This window comes from Citrobacter sp. wls706 (genome assembly GCF_005281305.1).
GTDB classification, from domain to species: domain Bacteria; phylum Pseudomonadota; class Gammaproteobacteria; order Enterobacterales; family Enterobacteriaceae; genus Citrobacter; species Citrobacter werkmanii.
In genome coordinates, this window is sequence record NZ_SZXG01000040.1 from 57,859 (window position 1) to 79,092 (window position 21,234).

General features: G+C 52.0%; 19 protein-coding genes, 1 pseudogene and 1 other annotated feature. Of the genes and pseudogenes, 15 read left to right on the forward strand and 5 right to left on the reverse strand.

Annotated elements, in window-relative coordinates; all coding sequences use genetic code 11:
- The first annotated feature begins 136 nt into the window (after nt 1–136).
- The 4 genes from yidA to FDW92_RS20390 all read left to right on the forward strand — a co-directional run bounded on the left by yidA (nt 137) and on the right by FDW92_RS20390 (nt 4,405).
- Nucleotides 137–949: a sugar-phosphatase gene (gene yidA, locus FDW92_RS20375; RefSeq protein ID WP_042311439.1), complete on the forward strand. Its 813-nt coding sequence runs from the start codon at nt 137–139 to the stop codon at nt 947–949.
- A gap of 203 nt (nt 950–1,152) precedes the next feature.
- The gene (locus tag FDW92_RS20380; protein WP_162267366.1) at nt 1,153–2,133 is read left to right on the forward strand and encodes a hypothetical protein; all 981 of its coding nucleotides are present in this window, start codon (nt 1,153–1,155) and stop codon (nt 2,131–2,133) included.
- Nucleotides 2,130–3,269, forward strand: a complete 1,140-nt coding sequence (locus FDW92_RS20385) for a BamA/TamA family outer membrane protein (RefSeq protein ID WP_042311444.1) — start codon at nt 2,130–2,132, stop codon at nt 3,267–3,269. Before FDW92_RS20380 ends, FDW92_RS20385 begins: the two co-directional genes overlap by 4 nt.
- Before the next feature lie 17 nt (nt 3,270–3,286).
- On the forward strand, nt 3,287–4,405 hold the full coding sequence (locus FDW92_RS20390; protein WP_042311982.1) for a DUF4056 domain-containing protein: 1,119 nt from the start codon (nt 3,287–3,289) through the stop codon (nt 4,403–4,405).
- Here the strand turns inward: FDW92_RS20390 and cbrA are convergent.
- Nucleotides 4,391–5,503 carry a colicin M resistance lipid reductase CbrA gene (cbrA, locus tag FDW92_RS20395; RefSeq protein WP_042311445.1) on the reverse strand — a complete coding sequence of 371 codons (1,113 nt, stop codon included), beginning with the start codon at nt 5,501–5,503 and terminating at the stop codon, nt 4,391–4,393. The two genes, FDW92_RS20390 and cbrA, sit on opposite strands and share 15 nt — an antisense overlap.
- 100 nt (nt 5,504–5,603) lie before the next feature.
- Between cbrA and FDW92_RS20400 the strand changes: the two genes are divergently transcribed.
- Nucleotides 5,604–6,830 (forward strand): DUF3748 domain-containing protein, encoded by a 1,227-nt coding sequence (locus FDW92_RS20400; RefSeq protein WP_042311447.1) that lies wholly within the window; start codon nt 5,604–5,606, stop codon nt 6,828–6,830.
- On the opposite strand, the gene FDW92_RS20405 is transcribed toward FDW92_RS20400, so the two are convergent.
- Nucleotides 6,831–7,163 carry a YceK/YidQ family lipoprotein gene (locus FDW92_RS20405; protein WP_170972950.1) on the reverse strand — a complete coding sequence of 111 codons (333 nt, stop codon included), beginning with the start codon at nt 7,161–7,163 and terminating at the stop codon, nt 6,831–6,833. It abuts the gene before it with no gap.
- Nucleotides 7,164–7,401: 238 nt separating this feature from the next.
- Nucleotides 7,402–7,474 (forward strand) — a sequence feature (ROSE (Repression Of Heat Shock gene Expression) occurs in the 5'-region of heat shock genes and acts as an RNA thermometer to modulate expression.).
- Here FDW92_RS20405 and ibpA point away from each other — a divergent pair.
- The 4 genes and pseudogenes from ibpA (at nt 7,468) to FDW92_RS20425 (ending at nt 11,140) form a co-directional block, all read left to right on the forward strand.
- On the forward strand, nt 7,468–7,881 hold the full coding sequence (ibpA, locus tag FDW92_RS20410) for a small heat shock chaperone IbpA (protein WP_006687722.1): 414 nt from the start codon (nt 7,468–7,470) through the stop codon (nt 7,879–7,881). (Overlaps the previous feature by 7 nt.)
- Nucleotides 7,882–7,973: 92 nt before the next feature.
- A complete protein-coding gene (gene ibpB, locus FDW92_RS20415; RefSeq protein WP_042311452.1) occupies nt 7,974–8,402 on the forward strand; it encodes a small heat shock chaperone IbpB in 429 nt (142 codons plus the stop codon).
- Nucleotides 8,403–8,537: 135 nt separating this feature from the next.
- Nucleotides 8,538–9,311 (forward strand): annotated as a pseudogene (gene dinD / locus FDW92_RS20420) (DNA damage-inducible protein D).
- Between the two features lie 167 nt (nt 9,312–9,478).
- Nucleotides 9,479–11,140, forward strand: coding sequence for a putative transporter (locus tag FDW92_RS20425; protein ID WP_042311454.1), 1,662 nt, complete (start codon nt 9,479–9,481; stop codon nt 11,138–11,140).
- A 38-nt stretch (nt 11,141–11,178) separates the two neighbouring features.
- Here FDW92_RS20425 and FDW92_RS20430 read toward each other — a convergent pair whose 3' ends face one another.
- Nucleotides 11,179–12,042, reverse strand: a complete 864-nt coding sequence (locus FDW92_RS20430; protein WP_042311457.1) for an AraC family transcriptional regulator — start codon at nt 12,040–12,042, stop codon at nt 11,179–11,181.
- Between the two features lie 167 nt (nt 12,043–12,209).
- Here FDW92_RS20430 and FDW92_RS20435 point away from each other — a divergent pair, with 167 nt between their 5' ends.
- From FDW92_RS20435 to FDW92_RS20455, 5 genes are all read left to right on the forward strand, one after another.
- A complete protein-coding gene (locus FDW92_RS20435) occupies nt 12,210–13,925 on the forward strand; it encodes a solute:sodium symporter family transporter (protein ID WP_042311984.1) in 1,716 nt (571 codons plus the stop codon).
- A complete protein-coding gene (locus tag FDW92_RS20440; RefSeq protein WP_042311459.1) occupies nt 13,922–15,415 on the forward strand; it encodes a sulfatase-like hydrolase/transferase in 1,494 nt (497 codons plus the stop codon). The genes FDW92_RS20435 and FDW92_RS20440 overlap by 4 nt, the downstream gene beginning before the upstream one ends.
- 98 nt (nt 15,416–15,513) lie before the next feature.
- A complete protein-coding gene (locus FDW92_RS20445) occupies nt 15,514–15,861 on the forward strand; it encodes a DUF202 domain-containing protein (RefSeq protein ID WP_042311462.1) in 348 nt (115 codons plus the stop codon).
- Nucleotides 15,851–16,213, forward strand: a complete 363-nt coding sequence (locus FDW92_RS20450) for a DUF202 domain-containing protein (protein ID WP_042311464.1) — start codon at nt 15,851–15,853, stop codon at nt 16,211–16,213. The genes FDW92_RS20445 and FDW92_RS20450 overlap by 11 nt, the downstream gene beginning before the upstream one ends.
- The gene (locus FDW92_RS20455) at nt 16,210–17,322 is read left to right on the forward strand and encodes an anaerobic sulfatase maturase (protein WP_169742017.1); all 1,113 of its coding nucleotides are present in this window, start codon (nt 16,210–16,212) and stop codon (nt 17,320–17,322) included. The genes FDW92_RS20450 and FDW92_RS20455 overlap by 4 nt, the downstream gene beginning before the upstream one ends.
- Before the next feature lie 11 nt (nt 17,323–17,333).
- Here the strand turns inward: FDW92_RS20455 and dsdA are convergent, their stop codons facing one another.
- Both dsdA and dsdX read right to left on the reverse strand, forming a co-directional pair.
- The gene (gene dsdA / locus FDW92_RS20460; RefSeq protein WP_042311468.1) at nt 17,334–18,656 is read right to left on the reverse strand and encodes a D-serine ammonia-lyase; all 1,323 of its coding nucleotides are present in this window, start codon (nt 18,654–18,656) and stop codon (nt 17,334–17,336) included.
- Between the two features lie 17 nt (nt 18,657–18,673).
- Complete coding sequence (gene dsdX / locus FDW92_RS20465) at nt 18,674–20,011, reverse strand: D-serine transporter DsdX (RefSeq protein ID WP_042311469.1); 1,338 nt, start codon at nt 20,009–20,011, stop codon at nt 18,674–18,676.
- 228 nt (nt 20,012–20,239) lie between these two features.
- Between dsdX and dsdC the strand changes: the two genes are divergently transcribed.
- On the forward strand, nt 20,240–21,166 hold the full coding sequence (dsdC, locus tag FDW92_RS20470) for a DNA-binding transcriptional regulator DsdC (protein ID WP_042311987.1): 927 nt from the start codon (nt 20,240–20,242) through the stop codon (nt 21,164–21,166).
- Nucleotides 21,167–21,234 lie beyond the last annotated feature (68 nt).

The window sequence follows — 21,234 nt, forward strand, 5'->3', positions numbered from 1 at the left end:
TTCTGTAGGCCTTTCCGGCCTACAACCGAACCACAAAAGGGGAATCTTGATTCCCCTTTCTATCCCCCTTTTCGTAGCTGTTTTTTGAGCGGAATCGCGTTAGCATGAGGACGGACTCATTTCATCCGGGGAACTCATGGCTATCAAACTTATTGCTATCGACATGGATGGCACACTTCTGCTGCCCGATCACACCATTTCACCTGCGGTCAAAACGGCAATTGCTGCGGCACGCGCGCGTGGCGTGAACGTAGTGCTGACCACGGGACGCCCGTATGCCGGCGTTCACAGCTATCTGAAAGAACTGCATATGGAACAACCCGGTGACTACTGCATTACCTACAACGGTGCGCTGGTGCAGAAAGCAGGCGATGGCAGTACCGTTGCGCAAACCGCGCTGAGCTATGATGATTATCGCTACCTGGAGCAGCTCTCCCGGGAAGTTGGCTCGCATTTCCACGCGCTCGATCGCAACACGCTGTATACCGCGAACCGTGATATCAGTTATTACACGGTGCATGAATCGTTTGTCGCGACGATTCCGCTGGTGTTCTGTGAAGCCGAAAAAATGGATCCTGCGACCCAGTTCCTGAAAGTGATGATGATTGATGAGCCGGAGATCCTCGACAAGGCCATCTCGCGCATTCCGGCGGAAGTGAAAGAAAAATACACCGTGCTGAAAAGTGCGCCGTACTTCCTCGAAATCCTCGATAAACGCGTCAACAAAGGGACTGGCGTAAAATCGCTGGCCGAGGCGTTGGGAATTAAAGCCGAGGAGGTCATGGCGATTGGCGATCAGGAAAACGACATCGCGATGATTGAATACGCCGGCGTGGGCGTTGCGATGGATAACGCCATTCCAACGGTGAAAGAGATCGCCAACTTCGTGACGAAATCTAATCTGGAAGACGGTGTTGCCTGGGCCATTGAGAAGTACGTCCTCTCCTGATGTGCGTTATGCCTGGCTTCGGCCAGGCATAAAACATTAAGAATGTTATAAAAATCACGTTTGTATTATCAGATGTGAAACAGCACATTAATCCCCCCATTTAGTACACAACTTCTATACTCTCCCACCTTCTTTTATATTCAGGCGGTTCCTGCCTGCAACTATGTTTTCTTATGACTAACACAAGCATTCGCCTGGTGTTGATGACGTCTTCCTGTTTGATTTTTCAAGCCTGGGCTGCGACGGATTCTGGCTCAACGTTAACACCGCTGTATGATTATCAGGACGATGGTCAGGCTACTCCTGTGCCGGTAAAACCGGCGGCTAAACCTGCCGCAAGCCACTCTGTTTTGCCCTTTTTAGGTGACGAGGCGCGTAAACGTGGCTACGACCTGCCTGAGCCGTTTGGTGTGAATATTAACTACATGAATATCAGGCAGAATATTAATGTAGACAGTATTAACTTTAATGGCCTTTCTCTGGGCGGCCATTCGCTGGATAACGCGTTCAAAATCAAGGTCGGCAACACGCGCGAGAGCAGCAAAACCGAAACCCTGAAGCTGGATGCCTGGCTGCTGCCCTTTATGAATATCTACGGGCTGGTGGGCTACACCGACGGTCATTCGATTTCGCAGATTGGCGTCGGGGTTAAGGGCGCGCGTAAATATCATTATCCGGCGAATCTGCAAAACCTGGATTTTAAACTCGATTTCAAAGGCACCACCTACGGTATCGGGACAACGCTGGTCGGCGGTGTCGGGAACTGGTTTACCGCTGTTGATGCCAACTATACCCAGACGCAGTTTGACATTCTTGATGGCAGTATCGATGCCTTCACGGTTTCTCCGCGAGTCGGCTACCGTTTTGCGACGCCGGGCGTGGATACGCTGCATCTGCCCTCCGGGAAACTCAACGTTTGGGTGGGGTCTATGTATCAGGATGTGCAGCAAGAGTTTAAGGGAAGCCTGAACGATCTCTCCATGCCCTCCGCTACGCTGCAGAGAATGGTTGATTTGGCGAATAAGGACGGAAATGGCCGTTTCGACGTTAAACAGCATTTGCAATCCCCATGGAACGTCCTGGTCGGCGCGCAGTATGAGCTGACCCGCAACTTTAATATCACCTCTGAAATTGGCTTTGCTGAGCGTAATAGCTTCTTTGTCGCCGGTGAGTATCGCTTTTGAATAGTTTAACTCGTCTGTTTTTGCTCTGTGCATTCAGCCTGTTGGGAACGGCGGTGCAGGCCGCGCTCCCCAGCCGTGAAGAAGTTGACGGCTGGCTGAATACTCTGGGCGCCAGCGATAACTTTAACGCCAGCAAAGGTATCGATTGGGGGGTAATGCCAGGGCCTTTCTACACTCCCGAACTGGGACTGGGGATCGGCACGGCGGTGGTGGGGATGTATCGCCCGGACCCAAACGACACGGTGAGTCAGAATTCGACGCTGACCCTCAGCGGTTACTTTAGCTCAACGGGCGCTTTCGGCGTCACAATGCAAAATTACGCCTTTTTTGCCGACGATCGCTGGCGTTTTTTTATCAATGGCGCATTAACCGATACCCCAACTTATTACTGGGGACAGGGTTTTAGCGCAGGAGATAAAGACAGCCAGAAACAGCAATATACGGCTCAGGTGCTGGATGTACGCCCCACCTTGTATCGACGGTTAGCGCCTAATGTCTATCTGGGACTCGGCTGGTCGTTGAACGCACAGCATGCTGCGCAAATGGATGACAATGATCCCCCCAAAATTGAGAATACCGGGCAGGGCGCGTCGGTGTTGAGTTCCGGCAGCAGTGTAGAACTTAGCTGGGATGACCGTGACTTTGTTCCTAACCCGCGCCAGGGACAATATGCTGACGTACGCTATACCCGCTATACGCCCGATGTGGGGAGCGATACCCGATTTGATGAATACCAGTTGCACTACAGCCGCTACCACTCTCTGGACGAGAAGAATGTGCTTGCCTGGGAGATGGACGGTGCGTTTACTCAGGGTGATGTACCGTGGAGCATGATGCCGTTGCTTGGAAGCAATCAGCGGATGCGTGGCTATTACGAAGGACGCTATCGCGATAAAAACGCCGTCAGCGGGCAGGTAGAGTATCGCCGCAAACTTGACTGGCGGCATGGCGTGGTCGGCTGGCTGGGCGCAGGGACGATGGGGCCATCATTTAGCGCGCTGGATGATGGACGCTGGCTACCCTCGGCGGGGGTGGGGTATCGTTTTGAATTTAAGCCGCGGGTGAATGTGCGTCTGGATTATGGCATTGGAAAAGGGAGCAGCGGTTTTTATTTTCAGGTAGGAGAGGCGTTTTGATCAATAAAGTGCTGCTGATGACGACCTTGTTATTGGCAACGATCGGGGTCCATGCTGCGATACCTGTACCTTTGCAGCTAACGGAAGATGATAAGGCTCAAAGTACCGCCTGGCCGGTAGTTTCGCCGCTCCCCGCGCCTCAAGGGTTACGTCCGTGCTGTGCTTTTGGTTACGACCTGCACGCGCAGGTGCTGGATATGCCGGTACCGTTTTATGAACTTGATAACGTCGTTGCGGCTGACGGTATTGGCGAGCATCGCTATAACGACAGCCTGCTGTTAGGGTTAGTGAATCTGGCCGGTATCGGGCATGAACACAATGGCATTGTGTATACCTCACGCGGCGGTTTTATCGATACCGCGCATGTAAGAGATACCGCAGATATGACGGTCTGGCTTTTTAGCCATCTACTTCCACGGTTAGGCCAGCCTTTTACGCTGCGTCTGGAAGATGAGCTCGCGGAGCGGCATATTGTTTTCAATGCCTTTACGCCACCTGAAACGGCAGGCGATCGTTACGCATTAGCTGCCTGGCTGGCAGCGCATCTGGCCTTTCAGCTCGCGGCCTGGCATGAAATTGCACAATGGTACGGTTTTGAGTCAGTTCCTGGATTTTCTGAGGAAGTTTCCGCATTTTCACCGGAAGATCTCTACTCCAACCTGTTGGGGGCAAGAATTGCGGTGTCGCTGATTCTTGATGGGCAACTGGCAACATCAGAAATGTACGATGCAGCAATGAACAAGGCACTGTATCAGGCGTTGACGCAGTTGGGAGCTAAGCCTGAAACAATAACCCGTTTTCAGTTTGATATGTTGGATGGCAAGTGGTGGAACAGCCAGCGTCGGGTGCCGGAGAAATATCTGGTGCTGCACAGAAACTACGATGTGAGTGATTCGCGTTTGCCAACGCCAGTGCCGGGCGAAAAAGCCGTGCCGCTACGCCTGTCGCTGCCGCATCACTGGCGAAATTACTCCCTTGATACGCTGGCACAACTTCAACTCCGCCCCGGAAACAACATGGCACGGCTACCTTTACCACAATCCTGGTATACCGGGGCTAATTTCCCCATGCTGGCTACGATTGCAAGTGATAGCGATAATCTGTCGAAAGTGGGTGAACATTCATTCCTTTATTAAAAACCTCCACCAGAACTTCATTGGCGGATGTTTTTCTGACCCTGTCAGGGGGATATGCGCAACGCCACTTTGCATTATCCATTTCCGGATACACGCCGCTGTTAATATGCGGCTTTTAAGGATCTTGCCATACAGTTTAAGACGTAGCTTGCGAGTGGCATGCCTGTATGCGAGATTCATATCCTTTCTATCCCGTATTAATACTGATTTGAGGATTTCTGCACTATCAAGCGCGTAACTAATTCCTTCCAGCGAGCTGGCGCTGATAAAACCGGCCGCTTCGCCAATCAAAAACGCATTGTCCTTACCGCAGACGAAGTCTTTCCAGCGCGATGGGAACAGCACCGTACATTTTTCGCTTTTCACGGGGTTGCCGAACTGGAATTGGAACGCTTCCATCTTCTCTTTTAGTTCGTCAAAGCGTGCCTGGCCGTCCTTCATTGGGTAGGCGCCGCCAAAGATAAAATAACCATCCTTGCTGATACTCCATGAATAACAGTCGGTTGTGTCGTTATCAAAAATACAGGAATAGAACGGCACGGGATGTTTTTCTGCAAACCATTGTTGAATTGCCACATATTTACGGATTTGGTGCTGGGGATAGAGATGACGGCGTACCAGTGAATTCGCGCCGTCGGCGCCCACCAGATAACGCGCGGTGATATGCTGCTCCCAACCGTCGGCGCGAAAGATAACATGCCAGTTATCGCCTTCGCGCCAGATCTTGCGACACAGACTATCGTGGTACACCTGCACCTCTTCAGGAATGAGAGATTTCATCCATAAATCAAAAGCATGGCGATTGATGTTAATGTAGCTGCGCTGGTAGTTACGGGTCAGAGAGGCTGCAACATCAACCGTTTTAACGCTAAAAATCTGTGGGTTGGCGATGATATCAACGGGCAAGGTTATCCCGTCGCGGATAAACGAACGCTGAGCATCCGGGGCCAGCAGCCCGCCGCAGGGTTTCGTGAATCCTTCGTTGCCGCACTGGCGCTTTTTATCCAATGCAATCACGCGCATTTTTCCACTCAACTGTCGCGCCAGCGCTGCGCCTGCCGGGCCTAATCCGATAATCGCTACGTCAAAATGTTCCATCTTTCTGTCCGCAAAAAATGAAGATGGACATACGCTAAAGCCTGAAAGTGAAGTGCTTGTGAAGTATGATTGCTTAAATCGTCTTGTATCAGGGCATCCCATGAAGCAAATCACCTTTACGCCGCGTAATCATCAGCTTACTAATATCAACACCTGGACCCCGGACAGTAACTGGCTGGTCTTCGACGTGCGTCCTTCCGGTGCCTCTTTTACGGGAGAAACGATTGAACGTGTCAATGTTCATACTGGCGAACTGGAGGTGATTTACCGGGCCACTCAAGAGGCACATGTTGGCGTGGTGACCGTTCATCCAAAGTTGGAACAGTATGTTTTTATTCATGGTCCAGAAAATCCTGATGAAACATGGGATTACGATTTTCATCATCGCCGTGGAGTGATTGTTTCGCAGACAGATGTGTCTAACCTGGATGCGATGGATATCACCGCGCCGTACACGCCTGGTGCATTACGTGGCGGCAGTCATGTGCATGTCTTTAGCCCGAGCGGTGAGTTTGTCAGTTTCACTTATAACGACCATGTGCTGCATGAACGCTCTCCGGCGCTGGATTTACGTAACGTCGGCGTGGCTGCGCCGTATGGTCCGGTGAACGTATCCGCGCAGCATCCGCGTGAATATAGCGGGAGCCGCTGGTGCGTGCTGGTGAGTCAAACGACGCCTGCGCCAAAACCGGGGAGCGATGAGATAAACCGAGCCTATGAAGAAGGTTGGGTGGGCGAAAGCACACTGGCGTTTATCGGCGATACGTTGTCAGTTACCGGTGAGAAAGTGCCTGAGCTGTTTATCGTTGATTTGCCACAGAATGAAAGCGGCTGGAAACAGCCGGGTGACGCACCGCTGGAGGGCACAGAGGCGACAATGCCTGCGCCGCCATCCGGCATTCACCAACGCCGTCTGACGTTTACTCATGAGCGCGCCTTTCCGGGGCTGGTGAATCAGCCGCGCCACTGGGTGCGCACTAATCCACAGGCGTCTGAAATTGCGTTTTTAATGCGCGATAACCATGGCGTTGTGCAGCTGTGGTTAATTTCACCACAGGGTGGTGAGCCGCGTCAGCTTACCCGCTGCGCCACGGGTATTCAGTCAGCATTCAACTGGCATCCGTCGGGGAAATGGCTGGGGTTTGTGCTGGAAAACAGAATCGCCTGTTGTGATGCTCAGACGGGAGAGATTGATTTTTTAACGGATCGTCACGGCAACCCGCCCTCGGCCGATGCGGTCGTCTTCTCTCCTGATGGGCGACGGGTTGCGTGGATGGAAGACGTCGAAGGTTTTCGCCAATTGTGGATGACTGAAACAGGGCGTTAATTAAGGAGCAGGCATTTTCGCCGGGGGGAGAACGGCGTTCGTGGCCTGCGTTCTCTCCTCGCTCTTTTCTACGCGGGATCTCACCGAGTTATCTTTACGAAAGAGATCCCATGGAAGCAATACGGTATCAAGCACCGCCGTAAAAGGCATATCCAGAATCGCCAGCGACTTCGTTCCCCAATTCGTATCACTTTCGCTTATCATGGTGGCGCTGGCGCGTGTGCCAGGATACGTCCCTTCCTTGCCTCCGGTATGTGACATTATGCTGGAACAGCCGCTCAAAAACGCCATCCCGCTGCACATTGTCAGTGTTACCAACATTTTTTTTATCATCATTTATTCATCTGTTTTCATCGTGTTTGCATGATGAGTTAAAGCGATCCGTTGCGAAAATAACATCACCATTTCGTCGCACTGTGGCGGCTATCGCGATTTATCGATAACAACTGCTCTCCCCAGTGTATGCAATAGACAACAAACTGCAAAAAAAGTCAGATGAATACGCTTGAAAAGTTTGTTTTAAGACCCATTTTTAGGATGTAGACAACAGAAGGGCATGCCTGATGGGTGTCCTGGCTACCTGACCTGTCCATGATGGAAGGTCTCACATTCTCGCTGATTTCAGGAGCTATTGATTATGCGTAACTTTGATTTATCCCCGCTGTACCGTTCTGCTATTGGTTTTGACCGTCTGTTTAACCTGCTGGAAAACAACCAGAGCCAGAGTAATGGCGGCTACCCTCCGTACAACGTTGAGCTGGTAGACGAAAACCATTACCGCATTGCGATTGCCGTTGCCGGTTTCGCTGAAAGCGAGCTGGAAATTACCGCTCAGGACAATCTGCTGGTGGTAAAAGGCGCTCATGCGGATGAGCAAAAAGAACGTACTTACCTGTATCAGGGTATTGCCGAGCGCAACTTCGAACGTAAGTTCCAGTTAGCGGAGAACATTCATGTTCGCGGCGCAAACCTGGTGAATGGTCTGCTGTATATCGATCTTGAGCGCGTTATTCCCGAAGCGAACAAACCGCGCCGCATCGAAATCAACTAATTCTGTGGGCCGCTTCAGGCGGCCCTGCTAAGCAATCGGCTTGCCGTCAGGGAGCCGAAAGGTACCTACTCGCTTCTTAGAAGGAGATTATTATGCGTAACTACGATTTATCCCCACTGCTGCGTCAATGGATCGGTTTTGACAAACTGGCCAATGCCTTACAAAACGCCGGTGAAAGCCAGAGCTTCCCACCCTATAACATCGAAAAGAGCGATGATAACCACTACCGCATTACCCTTGCGTTAGCCGGTTTCCGCCAGGAAGATCTGGATATTCAACTGGAAGGTACGCGCCTGACCGTGAAAGGTACACCGCTGCAGCCGGAAAAAGAGACAAAATGGTTGCACCAGGGGCTGGTTACTCAGCCGTTCAGCCTGAGCTTTACGCTGGCTGAAAATATGGAGGTCTCAGGCGCAAGCTTTACTAACGGCTTGCTGCATATCGATTTGACCCGCAATGAACCTGAAACCATTGCCCCACAACGTATCGCCATCAGCGAACGTCCCGCATTAAATAGCTAAATAGCTCCATGCCTTTGCCCCGCCAGAAATGACGGGGCTTTTTTGTGCGTCAGCACTCATGAAACTGTCTTGTTGTAACGAATGTTTCACTGTAAAAATATCCAGTATCAATACTCTTAACGAAGGAATGTTTTTATGAGTGAACATCAACCATTTGATGCTATGAAACAGTTTGATGATGCCGGGATCGAATATTGGTCTGCCCGGGAATTAGCTAAGGTTCTTGAATATTCAGAGTACCGACATTTTCTACCTGTGATAAAGAAAGCTGCGGAGTCATGTGTAGCCAGTGGTCAATTAGAGAGTGACCATTTCGAGGAGATCCTCGCAATGGTACGAATTGGGTCAGGAGCTAGTCGGGAATTAAAAGACGTAAAACTCTCCCGCTACGCCTGTTATGTGGTCGTGCAAAATGGTGATCCCGCGAAACCTGTTATCGCGGCAGGGTAAACCTACTTTGCCATTCAAACCCGACGTCAGGAGTTGGCCGATGATGCTGCTTTTAAATCTCTGCGTGAGGATGAAAAGCGTTTGTTCTTACGCAATGAACTAAAAGAACACAATAAGCATCTGGTTGAAACCGCACAACTTGCTGGCGTAGAGACCGCTTTCGATTTTGCTATCTTTCAAAACCATGGTTACAAGGGGCTTTATGGCGGTTTAGATCAGCGAGCGATTCATGAACGTAAAGGGTTGAGGAAAAGCCAGAAAATTCTCGATTACATGGGGTCTACAGAGCTGGCGGCAAATCTGTTTCGGGCAACGCAAACGGAAGACAAACTGCGCAGAGACTCTGTTAACACCAAACAGCAAGCTAATCAGACGCATTACGAGGTGGGATGCAAAGTTCGCCAGACTATTCATGAACTGGGTGGCACGATGCCGGAAGCGCTGCCATTGCCAGAATAAAGCATTCAGCAACTACAAATCGACGTGAAGAAAAACGCTAAATAACGCCCTTCTTAAGCGCTTATTGGCGCTCTGTAGCATGATAATGTGCGCCACTCTGCATTCATGCCTGAACGGTTCAGTCATAATCCTCGTTAAATGAAATGTTATTCACAGGGAACAGGATAATGAGTGATATAGCATTGACGGTCAGCGTTCTGGCGTTGGTGGCGGTTGTCGGATTATGGATCGGCAACATAAAAATACGTGGCGTTGGTTTTGGCATTGGAGGGGTGCTGTTCGGCGGTATTATCGTCGGACATTTTGTCGATCAGGCAGGGATGACCTTGAGCGGCGACATGCTGCATTTTATTCAGGAATTTGGCCTGATTCTTTTCGTCTACACCATCGGTATTCAGGTGGGGCCGGGCTTTTTTGCGTCACTGCGCGTTTCCGGACTGCGGCTGAATCTGTTTGCCGTACTGATTGTTATTATGGGTGGCCTGGTCACCGCGATCCTGCATAAGATTTTTGCCATTCCCCTTCCGGTGGTGCTGGGGATATTCTCCGGCGCGGTCACCAATACGCCAGCGCTGGGGGCGGGGCAGCAAATTCTGCGCGATCTGGGGACGCCAGCAGATATTGTAGACCAGATGGGGATGAGCTATGCCATGGCTTATCCTTTTGGTATCTGCGGTATTTTGCTCACGATGTGGCTGATGCGCCTTATTTTCCGCGTTAACGTCGATGCTGAAGCTCAGCAGCATGAATCCACGTTGACCAACGGACACGCGCTGATTCAGACGATGAATATCCGCGTGGAAAACCCGAACCTCAACAATATGGCGATTCAGGATGTCCCAATTCTGAACAGCGATAAAATCATCTGCTCGCGTCTGAAGCGTGAAGAGACATTGATGGTGCCGTCGCCAGGGACGATTATCCAGATGGGCGACCTGTTACACCTGGTCGGTCAGCCTGGCGATCTGCACAACGCGCAGGTAGTGATTGGGCAGGAGGTGGACACATCGCTGTCGACGCGAGGTACCGATTTACGCGTTGAACGCGTGGTGGTGACTAATGAACAGGTGTTGGGTAAACGTATCCGCGACCTGCATTTTAAAGAACGTTATGACGTGGTTATCTCCCGTCTGAACCGTGCGGGCGTTGAGCTGGTGGCCAGCAGCGATGCCAGCCTGCAATTCGGGGATATCCTCAATCTGGTGGGGCGTCCCGCGTCCATTGATGCCGTCGCCAATGTTGTCGGCAACGCCCAGCAAAAACTGCAGCAGGTGCAGATGCTGCCGGTATTTATCGGTATTGGACTGGGTGTCCTATTGGGTTCCATCCCGCTTTTCATCCCGGGTTTCCCGGTAGCGTTAAAATTGGGTTTGGCCGGTGGACCGCTGATCATGGCCTTAATTCTGGGGCGTATTGGCAGCATTGGTAAGCTGTACTGGTTTATGCCTCCCAGCGCTAACCTGGCGCTGCGAGAGTTAGGTATTGTACTGTTTCTGGCGGTGGTTGGCCTGAAATCTGGCGGTGATTTTGTTAACACGCTGACTCAGGGTGATGGGCTGAGCTGGGTCGGGTACGGTATTTTTATTACCGCCATTCCGCTGATTACCGTGGGACTGCTGGCGCGTATCTTCGCCAAAATGAACTATCTGACGCTGTGCGGTATGCTGGCGGGTTCGATGACCGATCCCCCCGCGCTGGCGTTTGCTAACAACCTGCATGCCACCAGCGGGGCGGCGGCGCTCTCCTATGCTACCGTTTATCCGCTGGTGATGTTCCTGAGGATTATCACCCCACAGCTGCTGGCGGTGATCTTCTGGGGAATGGGATAAAGAACGCGTGTCCGGCCTGCATCTTCTGCAGGCCGATTTCACTTCTCATGTTTAAGCACTGCCGAGGGCGCATAGCCAAATTTGTGTTTAAACGCTTTGCTGAAATGAAATGAGTCAAAAAAGTTAAGCATATCTGCCACCTGTCCGACCGTATTCCCTTCCTGCTTTAACAGTGACAGCGCCAGTTCCAGCCGGGCATCGAGATAATATTCCTTTGGTGTTTTACCGGTGTAACGTAAAAAAAGACGACGTAGCCAGGCTTCGCTACAGGGGATGGTGGCCGCCATATCCGCCACGCTCCAGCGCCTTTGCAGGCTGGCATGCAGAGTGGCAATTAGTTTTTCAATTTGTATCCGCTGTGAGTCTTTTTTTCCTTCGGCGTAAATAAGACAAATCCATTGATAAATTATTTTTGTGAGAAAAGCGACGGCCAGGTTATTTTTCATTGAGTCTTGTGACGTAATTAATCGCGAGACCTCGCCCAGCTCCTGATTATAAATATCACCATTATAAATAATACTTTGCTGGCGTAACGGAATATCCATTACGCTGGTTGGCGTGAATTCCATCCAGTATTGTTCCCATACTAATCCTTCACAATGATAAGACTGTATATCTGTTGGTTTTAAAAAGATTATACAATTCCCGGTGAGGGTAATGTGTTCGCCGTCTTTTAGCAGGATTTTCCCACAGCCCTGGACGGTATAGACAGCAACCCATGAATTAGCTATCAGTGGCTTTTTCTTATCGCGTGGCCAAATAACCCTGTAATGTTCGTCGGCATAGGTGTGCCACAGCGAGATCAATGAAATTCCGCTTGAGATCACATTTTCGTTAATTAATAGGGGAATATTGTACGTAGTTTCGTTTTTTACATGCGAACTTTGCATCTTTCCATTCATTTTAATTACCCGCCGGAGAATTATGCCCACAACCTGAACTTAACAGAAAAAATCTGTTCAGGGATATGACGTTTTTATTTTAAGAAATCTGACTGCCTGACCCGGTGCACAATACCTCGCATTCTCCCTACAGCTGCCGGGACATAATGAAAAACAAGGGCTATGAGATGAATACGCTACAAATTCTAAGCTTTGTGGGTTTTACGCTGCTGGTGGCGGTAATCACCTGGTGGAAGTTACGGAAAGCGGATACCGGATCGCAACAAGGATATTTTCTGGCGGGGCGATCGCTAAAAGCGCCGGTTATTGCCGCATCGCTGATGCTAACGAATCTCTCGACGGAGCAACTGGTAGGGTTAACCGGCCAGGCTTATCGCAGTGGGATGTCGGTAATGGCATGGGAAGTTATCTCAGCGATCCCGCTCATTTTTCTGGCGCTGATTTTTTTGCCGCGCTATCTGCAGCGCGGCATTGCCACCATTCCGGACTTTATTGAGGAGCGTTATGACAAAACGACCCGCATTATCATCGACTGCTGTTTTTTAATTGCCACGGGGATTTGTTTTCTGCCGATCATTTTGTATTCCGGCGCACTTGCCTTTAACAGTATGTTTCATGTTACTGAAACCTTTGGTATTTCCCAGCATACGGCAATTTGGTTGATGGCGGTGGTATTGGGGATTAGTGGTATTTTGTACGCCGTGGTCGGCGGGATGCGTGCCATTGCTATTGCTGATGTGATCAATGGTATCGGTCTGGTTATTGGCGGTCTGATGGTGCCACTATTTGGCCTGATGGCAATGGGTAAAGGCAGCCTGAGCGAAGGAATTACGCGCTTAACGCAGGATCACAGCCAGATGTTGAATTCGATTGGCGGGAGCAACGACCCGGTACCGATCGGCGCGGCGCTGACCGGGCTTATTCTGGTGAATACCTTCTACTGGTGTACGAACCAGGGAATTGTTCAACGTACGCTGGCGTCCAAAAGTTTATCGGAGGGACAGAAAGGGGCCTTATTGACGGCGGTGTTGAAGATGCTGGATCCGCTGATTCTGGTATTGCCTGGCGTTATCGCCTTTCACCTTTTCCAGGATCTCCCAAAAGCGGATATGGCTTACCCGGCGCTGGTAAACAAAGTCATGCCATTGCCGCTGATTGGCTTTTTCAGCGCCGTATTGTTCGGCGCGATCATCAGCGCGTTTTGCGGTTTTCTCAACAGCGCCTCGACACTATTCAGCCTCGGTATTTATCGTCGTCTGATTAACGAGCAGGCCAGCCCCGATAAACTGGTCAGCGTGGGGCGTCGTTTTGGTTTTATCGTCGCGGTTATTTCTGTGCTGGTTGCGCCGTGGATTGCGTATGCGCCACAGGGGCTTTACAGCTGGATGAAACAACTCAACGGCATTTACAACGTACCGTTGGTGACCATCGTTATTATGGGCTTCTTTTTCCCCCGCATCCCGGCATTGGCGGCGAAGGTCGCGATGGGGCTGGGTATCGTCAGCTACATCACCATTAACTATCTGGTTAAGTTCGACTTTCACTTCCTTTACGTTTTGGCCTGTACCTTCTGCATTAACGTGGTGGTCATGCTGGTTATCGGTGTTATCAAGCCGCGTGCCACGCCGTTTAAATTCCATAATGCTTTCGCGGTAGATATGAAGCCGTGGAAAAACGCGAAGATCGCCTCTGTTGGCGTCCTGTTTGCGATGATTGGCGTCTATTCAGGTCTGGCGCAGTTTGGTGGCTACAACTCTCGTTGGCTGACAATCTTCAGCTACGCCATCACGGCAGCAGTAGTGATATACCTGATTTTCAGCAGTTGGCAGTCGCGACGTATCTCTACGGCACACAGTGTCTCTGACACTAAGGATAAAGCATGAACCGCCCTAATTTTCTGTTCATCATGACCGATACTCAGGCCACCAATATGGTCGGCTGCTACAGTGGTAAGCCGCTGAATACCAATAATATCGATAGCCTGGCGGCAGAAGGTATTCGCTTTAATTCCGCTTATACCTGCTCACCGGTGTGCACCCCGGCCCGCGCGGGGCTGTTTACCGGTATTTATGCCAACCAGTCCGGTCCGTGGACCAATAACGTCGCACCGGGGAAAAATATTTCCACCATGGGGCGCTACTTCAAGGATGCGGGCTATCACACCTGCTACATCGGCAAGTGGCATCTCGACGGGCATGATTACTTTGGTACCGGCGAGTGTCCCCCCGAGTGGGATGCCGACTACTGGTATGACGGTGCCAATTACCTTGCAGAACTGACGGAAAAAGAGATTGGTTTGTGGCGTAATGGCCTGAACAGCGTGGAGGATTTGCTGGCCAACAATATCGATGAAACCTTCACCTGGGCGCATCGTATCAGCAACCGGGCGGTTGATTTCCTCCACCAGCCTGCTCGTGATGACGAACCCTTCCTGATGGTGGTTTCCTACGATGAGCCGCATCACCCGTTTACCTGTCCGGTGGATTATCTGCAAAAATATCAGGACTTTTACTACGATCTGGGCGCGAAAGCGCAGGATACTCTGTGCGATAAGCCTGAGCATCATCGCCTGTGGTCGCAGGCGATGCCATCTCCAGTGGGTGAAGACGGACGTTATCACCATCCACTCTATTTTGCCTGTAACGACTTTGTTGATGATCAGATTGGCCGGGTGATTGATGCCTTAACGCCAGAACAGCGGGAGAATACCTGGGTTATTTATACCTCCGATCACGGTGAGATGATGGGGGCGCATAAGCTCATCAGTAAGGGGGCGGCGATGTATGACGACATCACGCGAATTCCTCTGATTATGCGCCCGCCGCAGGGAGAACCTATGCAGGTAGACACGCCGGTCAGTCATATCGATCTGCTGCCGACGATGATGGCGCTGGCGGGCATTGAGAAGCCACAAATCCTGCCGGGTGAAAACGTCCTTAACATTGAAAAGCCACGCGGCGTGATGGTGGAGTTCAACCGTTATGAGATTGAACATGACAGTTTTGGCGGATTTATTCCGGTACGCTGCTGGGTGACAGACGACTGGAAGCTGGTGCTGAACCTGTTTACCAGCGATGAGCTTTACGACAGACGAAACGATCCCGATGAGCTACATAACCTGATAGATTCGCCACAATTAGCCGACGTTCGCTCCAAGATGCACGACGCTCTGCTGGACTATATGGATAAAATCCGCGACCCGTTCCGTACCTACCAATGGAGTTTGCGTCCGTGGCGTTCAGATGCCGTACCACGCTGGATGGGCGCTTTCCGCCCACGCCCGCAAGACGGTTATTCGCCGGTGGTTCGCGATTACGACACCGGTTTACCAACCCAGGGCGTAAAAGTGGAGGAGAAAAAGCAGAAGTTCTGACTATAATGCCACCTGATGCAAATACCCACATTTGCACTTACTTGTAGGCCGGATAAGGCGCTAGCCGCCATCCGGCAATGACAGCCAGAGGAGTTTAGATGAAGATTTCCCGCCTTGGAGAAGCCCCGGATTATCGCTTCTCGCTGGCAAATGAGCGTACCTTTCTGGCATGGATCCGCACCGCGTTGGGATTTCTGGCGGCGGGCGTGGGGCTCGACCAGCTGGCTCCGGATTTTGCCACTCCGGTCATTCGTGAGCTTTTGGCGCTGTTACTGTGTCTGTTTGCCGGTGGCCTGGCGATTTATGGTTACCTGCGCTGGCTGCGTAATGAGAGGGCAATGCGTCTGAAAGAGGATTTGCCGTATACCCATAGTCTGTTAATCATCAGCCTGATTTTGATGATCGTCGCGGTGATTGTCATGGGACTGGTACTGTATGCCGGATAGCCGTAAGTCGCGACGTATCGCCGATCCGGGGTTACAACCGGAGCGAACATCGCTGGCCTGGTTTCGTACGCTGCTGGGCTATGGCGCGCTAATGGCGCTGGCGCTGAAGCATAACTGGCATCAGGCGGGTTTTCTGTTTTGGGTTTCAATTGTGGTGCTGGCGATGGCGGCTATCGTACTTTGGCGCTATACCCGTAGTCGTACCCTGATGGACGTTACGCATAGTGATTTTTCTGAATCTCGCGCGGTGCGTGACAAATTTATGATCTCCCTCGCGGTGTTATCCCTCGCAATACTGTTTGCTGTAACGCATGTTCGCCAACTTATTGCATTTATCGGGAATTTAGCATGACAGGATGTCAGGTCATGGCCAAGCCGGCCAGCTCTCGTTGTAACCTTGATTGTCGTTACTGTTTTTACATTGATAAACCCACTCAACCCGAAATGGATGATGCCACCTTAGAGACGTTTATTCGCCAGCACATTGCCGCGCAGCCAGGGTCTGAAGTGATGTTCGCCTGGCAGGGCGGGGAGCCAACCCTTTGTGGTATCGACTTTTTTCGCCGCGTAGTGACCTTACAAAAACAGTACGGGCAAGGGAAGCAAATCCATAATGCTTTCCAGACCAACGGGATTTTGCTCAACGACGAATGGTGTCATTTTTTACGCGATAACGGCTGGCTGGTTGGGATTTCCCTGGATGGCCCTGCCGAGTTGCACGATGCGTATCGCGTTAACCGCAGTGGAAAGCCGACTCACCATAAGGTGGTGGACGCCATTGCCAGGCTGCGTGAGCATCAGGTGGAGTTCAATCTGCTGGTGGTGGTTAATTCTCTGAACAGTCAGCGGCCCGGGCAGATGTATCGCTACCTTCGCCAGCTTGGCACGCCGTTTTTGCAGTTCATTCCGCTGGTTGAATATGATGAAAAAGGCGAGCTTACCGCCGAATCCGTCCCGCCGCAGGCTTGGGGCACTTTCCTGAATTCCATCTTTGATATCTGGGTCAGAGAAGATATTGGTCGCGTATTCGTCCAGTTATTTGATTCAACTCTGGGCGTATGGTGCGGGCATCCGTCGCAGATGTGTTCGCTTAGCTCAACCTGCGGACATGCGTTTGCCCTGGAGGCGAATGGCGATCTGTATCAATGCGATCACTATGTCTACCCTGATTTTCGTCTGGGAAATATTCATCACACGTCGCTGAGTGAGTTCAACGCCAGCCCGCGGGCAGTGGAGTTTGGTCAGTCCAAGAAGACCACGCTGAGTGCGGAATGCCAGGCGTGTTCGCTGTTACGCTTTTGCCATGGCGATTGTCCAAAGCATCGCGACAGCCGTGGAAAGAGTGCGATTTGCAGCGGGTACAGCGCTTTCTTCAACCATACCGCCCCGCATATGCGCGTGATGCGCGATCTGCTTAAGCAGCATCGCTCACCGATGGAACTGATGGCGATGCTGCGTTAAGCTCAGCGGCGTTAGCGCCCTTTGGCCAGATACTGCGCCATTTCGGCTTCTGGTACCATGCCGCCGCCGGTCGCCCACACCAGATGCGTGGCGTTATTGAGCTGGTCGGCGCTGAAGCCGTGCATCTGTTGATAGTCAACTGAGGCGCAAACGTGCTGCGGACCGGCCATTCCTGCCAGCGCCGAAGGCTCAAGGCGAATCCCTTCTTCCTGCGCCAGCCAGCCCAGCATGTCGTACATCGTCTGATCGTCCAGGGTGTACAGACCGTCGAGCAGACGTTCCATCGCCCGGCCAACAAAGCCGGACGCGCGCCCCACCGCCAGCCCATCCGCTGCCGTCAGGTTGTCGATGCCAATATCCTGCACGGAAATGGTATCGTGCAGCCCGGTATAAATCCCCAGCAGCATGCACGGTGAATGGGTTGGCTCGGCGAAGAAGCAGTGCACGTTATCGCCAAATGCCAGCTTCAGACCAAACGCTACCCCGCCAGGGCCGCCGCCGACGCCGCACGGCAGGTAGACAAACAGCGGATGATCGGCATCCACCACGCGACCCTGCTGCGCGAACTGCGCCTTCAGACGCTGACCAGCCACCGCGTAACCTAAAAACAGCGTGCGGGAGTTTTCATCATCGATAAAGAAGCAGTTCGGATCGGACTCTGCCGCTTTGCGGCCCTGTTCAACCGCCACCCCGTAATCCTCTTCATACTCGACGACCGTCACGCCGTGGCTGCGCAGTTTGGCTTTTTTCCATGCGCGCGCGTCGGCAGACATATGCACCGTCACCTTAAAACCGATGCGGGCGCTCATGATGCCAATCGACATCCCGAGGTTGCCGGTAGAGCCTACTGCGATGCTGTACTGGCTGAAAAACTGTTTAAATTCAGGTGAAAGCAGAATGCTGTAATCATCTTCTGTCGTCAGCATTCCGGCTTCCAGCGCCAGTTTTTCCGCGTGGGTCAGGACTTCATAAATGCCGCCACGCGCTTTAATTGAGCCGGAAATCGGCAGGTGGCTGTCTTTCTTCAGCAGGATTTCGCCGCGGATAGGCTGCCCGTACTCTTTTACCAGCCGTTTTTGCATCGCCGGGATTGCGGCCAGCTCGGATTCGATAATGCCGCCAGTAGCTGCGGTTTCCGGGAATGCCTGCGCCAGATATGGCGCGAAGCGCGTCAGCCGGGCATGGGCATCCTGAACATCGTGTTCGGTCAGGCCAACATAGGGTAAACCTTCCGCAAGAGAGGTGGTGCCAGGGTTAAACCAGGCCGTCTCTTTGAGAGCCACCAGATCTTCCACTAAAGGATACTGGGCGATAAGTGTTTGAATGTTTTCCATAGTCAGTCTCTTCGCGCTTAGATAATAAAGGAAAGCAGGAATGTGCAAGCCAGTGCAATAACGGACGCGATAAATGTCGCGGTCGTATAGTATTTAAACGTCTCATTCAGGGTAGCGCCGCAGTATTGCTTGACCAGCCAGAAGAGGGAATCTGTGACGATCGTGCAGCCAATGGCGCCGGAACCAATCGCAATGGCGATGATCTCCGGGCTAACGTTGGGGTAGAGCGGCAGCATCGGCGCTACGATTGCCGTGGCGCCCATCATCGCGACCGTGGCGGAACCCACTGCAGCATGCAGAATTAATGCCACCAGCCACGCCAGCAGAATCGGGTGCATATGCATGTTTGAAAGGATTAGCGCGAGGGTATCCGCCAGCCCGCTGCTCTTGAGGATAGCGTTGAATGCGCCGCCTGCGCCGATAATCAGCAGAATGTTGGCAATCGAACCAAACCCGTTTTCAGTGTGGGTCAGCAGCGTGCCCATGCCGATGTGCTGACGCAGACCGAGAATGTAGTAGGCCACGAAGACGGCAATAAACATCGCGGTGATCGGGTTACCAATAAACTCCAGCAGCGTATACAGCGTGCTGCCTTTCGCCATGTTCAACTCAGCAACGGTTTTGACCAGCATCAGGCCAATCGGCAACAGGACGGTAAACAGCGTTGCGCCCAGCGACGGCAGCGTACTTTCGTCGCGCACTTTCAGGTCGGAAAATTCAGCCGGCACCGGTTTAAACGGCAGACGGTTACCGAGGAATTTCAGGTACAGCGGCCCGCCGACAAGCGAGGCCATTAAGCCCACCAGTAAACCGTAAACAATTACGCTGCCAATATCTGCGCCCAGCTTATTCGCCACGAACAGGGCGGCCGGATGCGGCGGCACCACACAGTGCACCGCCATCAGCGCCGTACACAGTGGGATTGCCAGCTTCAGCAGTGAAGTATTGGTCTTTTTGGCAATCGAAAAAGCCAGCGGAATCAACAGTACCACGCCGACTTCAACAAACAGCGTGATCCCGCAAATCAGCCCGACCAGCACCATAATGACATCAGCGGAAAGCCAGCGGCAGCGCTGTAGCGTCAGGCCAATGCGTTCTGCCGCGCCGGACACTTCCATCATTTTGCCCAGAATGGTCCCGAGGCCGATAACCGCAGCGAGGAAGCCCAGCGTGCCGCCGATGCCGCTCTCAATGGCATTGACCATATCCAGCGGCCCCATACCCATCATCGTACCCACGAAGAAACTGGCCAGCAGCAGCGCCAGAAACGGGTGGAATTTGAACTTCACGATGGTCAAAACGATTAACACGATGCTTATCAGCAGCGTGCTCACAACCCAGATTTGAGAGTGCATAGCTCACCTTGCCCTGTGATTAACCTGGGGTTATTGGACAAAAATAAGGCAGGGTCTGACAAACGATATAAATCCTCTTTCACATGAGCCAGATTGCATCAAGTGAGTGATTTACGTCTAATTACACGTCATCAATGCGATATGGTTCACTCTGAATCATCTTTGTGCTGATTTTTACAGCGGTTTTTTTTACACTCCGATGCATGATTCAGGATAACAGAGATGAATATGGATCCCCTACGCGAAGTCCGAAACCGACTACTTAACGGCTGGCAGTTGTCGAAGCTGTATACCTTTGAAGTGGCGGCCCGCCATCAGTCGTTTGCGCTGGCGGCGGACGAGCTGTCATTAAGCCCCAGCGCCGTCAGCCATCGGATTAATCAGCTGGAAGAGGAGTTAGGCATTCAGCTGTTTGTCCGCTCGCACCGCAAAGTGGAACTCACCCACGAAGGCAAACGCGTGTTCTGGGCGCTGAAATCGTCGCTGGACACGCTCAACCAGGAAATTCTTGATATCAAGAATCAGGAACTGTCGGGGACGCTCACCGTCTACTCGCGGCCCTCTATCGCCCAGTGCTGGCTGGTTCCGGCGCTCGGCGACTTTACCCGCCGCTACCCCTCCATTTCACTGACCATCCTGACCGGGAACGACAACGTCAATTTACAGCGTGCCGGGGTCGATCTGGCGCTCTATTTTGATGATGCGCCGTCCGCGCAGCTCACGCACCATTTTCTGATGGACGAAGAGATTTTGCCGGTATGCAGCCCGGAATACGCTCGTCGCTATGACCTGATGGGATCACTGCTGAACTTGCCGCACTGTACGCTGCTGCACGACAGGCAGGCATGGAGTAACGATTCTGGAACCGATGAGTGGCACAGCTGGGCGCAGCATTATGCGGCAAATTTGCCGACATCGTCGGGCATTGGTTTCGATCGTTCTGATTTAGCGGTGATTGCGGCAATGAACCATATCGGCGTGGCGATGGGGAGAAAGAGGCTGGTGCAAAAACGTCTCGACAGCGGAGAGCTGGTCGCGCCTTTTGGCGATATGGCGCTGAAATGCCATCAGCATTACTACATCACCACGCTGCCCGGCAGGCAGTGGCCGAAAATCGAGGCATTTATTGGCTGGCTACAGGAGCAGGTTAAATAAGCGGGTCATGCATATTTTTTACGCTTTCTCTCTACACGGAAAGTGAAAAAGCATGCTAAATACGTGAT

Coding starts and splice junctions, on each gene's coding strand:
- yidA (WP_042311439.1), top strand. CDS start 137: ATGGCTATCAAACTTATTGCTATCGACATGGATGGCACACTTCTGCTG.
- FDW92_RS20435 (WP_042311984.1), top strand. CDS start 12,210: ATGAATACGCTACAAATTCTAAGCTTTGTGGGTTTTACGCTGCTGGTG.
- FDW92_RS20390 (WP_042311982.1), top strand. CDS start 3,287: ATGACGACCTTGTTATTGGCAACGATCGGGGTCCATGCTGCGATACCT.
- FDW92_RS20450 (WP_042311464.1), top strand. CDS start 15,851: ATGCCGGATAGCCGTAAGTCGCGACGTATCGCCGATCCGGGGTTACAA.
- FDW92_RS20455 (WP_169742017.1), top strand. CDS start 16,210: ATGACAGGATGTCAGGTCATGGCCAAGCCGGCCAGCTCTCGTTGTAAC.
- FDW92_RS20440 (WP_042311459.1), top strand. CDS start 13,922: ATGAACCGCCCTAATTTTCTGTTCATCATGACCGATACTCAGGCCACC.
- ibpB (WP_042311452.1), top strand. CDS start 7,974: ATGCGTAACTACGATTTATCCCCACTGCTGCGTCAATGGATCGGTTTT.
- FDW92_RS20405 (WP_170972950.1), bottom strand. CDS start 7,163: ATGATAAAAAAAATGTTGGTAACACTGACAATGTGCAGCGGGATGGCG.
- dsdA (WP_042311468.1), bottom strand. CDS start 18,656: ATGGAAAACATTCAAACACTTATCGCCCAGTATCCTTTAGTGGAAGAT.
- FDW92_RS20445 (WP_042311462.1), top strand. CDS start 15,514: ATGAAGATTTCCCGCCTTGGAGAAGCCCCGGATTATCGCTTCTCGCTG.
- dsdX (WP_042311469.1), bottom strand. CDS start 20,011: ATGCACTCTCAAATCTGGGTTGTGAGCACGCTGCTGATAAGCATCGTG.
- FDW92_RS20400 (WP_042311447.1), top strand. CDS start 5,604: ATGAAGCAAATCACCTTTACGCCGCGTAATCATCAGCTTACTAATATC.
- cbrA (WP_042311445.1), bottom strand. CDS start 5,503: ATGGAACATTTTGACGTAGCGATTATCGGATTAGGCCCGGCAGGCGCA.
- ibpA (WP_006687722.1), top strand. CDS start 7,468: ATGCGTAACTTTGATTTATCCCCGCTGTACCGTTCTGCTATTGGTTTT.
- FDW92_RS20430 (WP_042311457.1), bottom strand. CDS start 12,042: ATGAATGGAAAGATGCAAAGTTCGCATGTAAAAAACGAAACTACGTAC.
- FDW92_RS20425 (WP_042311454.1), top strand. CDS start 9,479: ATGAGTGATATAGCATTGACGGTCAGCGTTCTGGCGTTGGTGGCGGTT.
- dsdC (WP_042311987.1), top strand. CDS start 20,240: ATGGATCCCCTACGCGAAGTCCGAAACCGACTACTTAACGGCTGGCAG.
- FDW92_RS20380 (WP_162267366.1), top strand. CDS start 1,153: ATGACGTCTTCCTGTTTGATTTTTCAAGCCTGGGCTGCGACGGATTCT.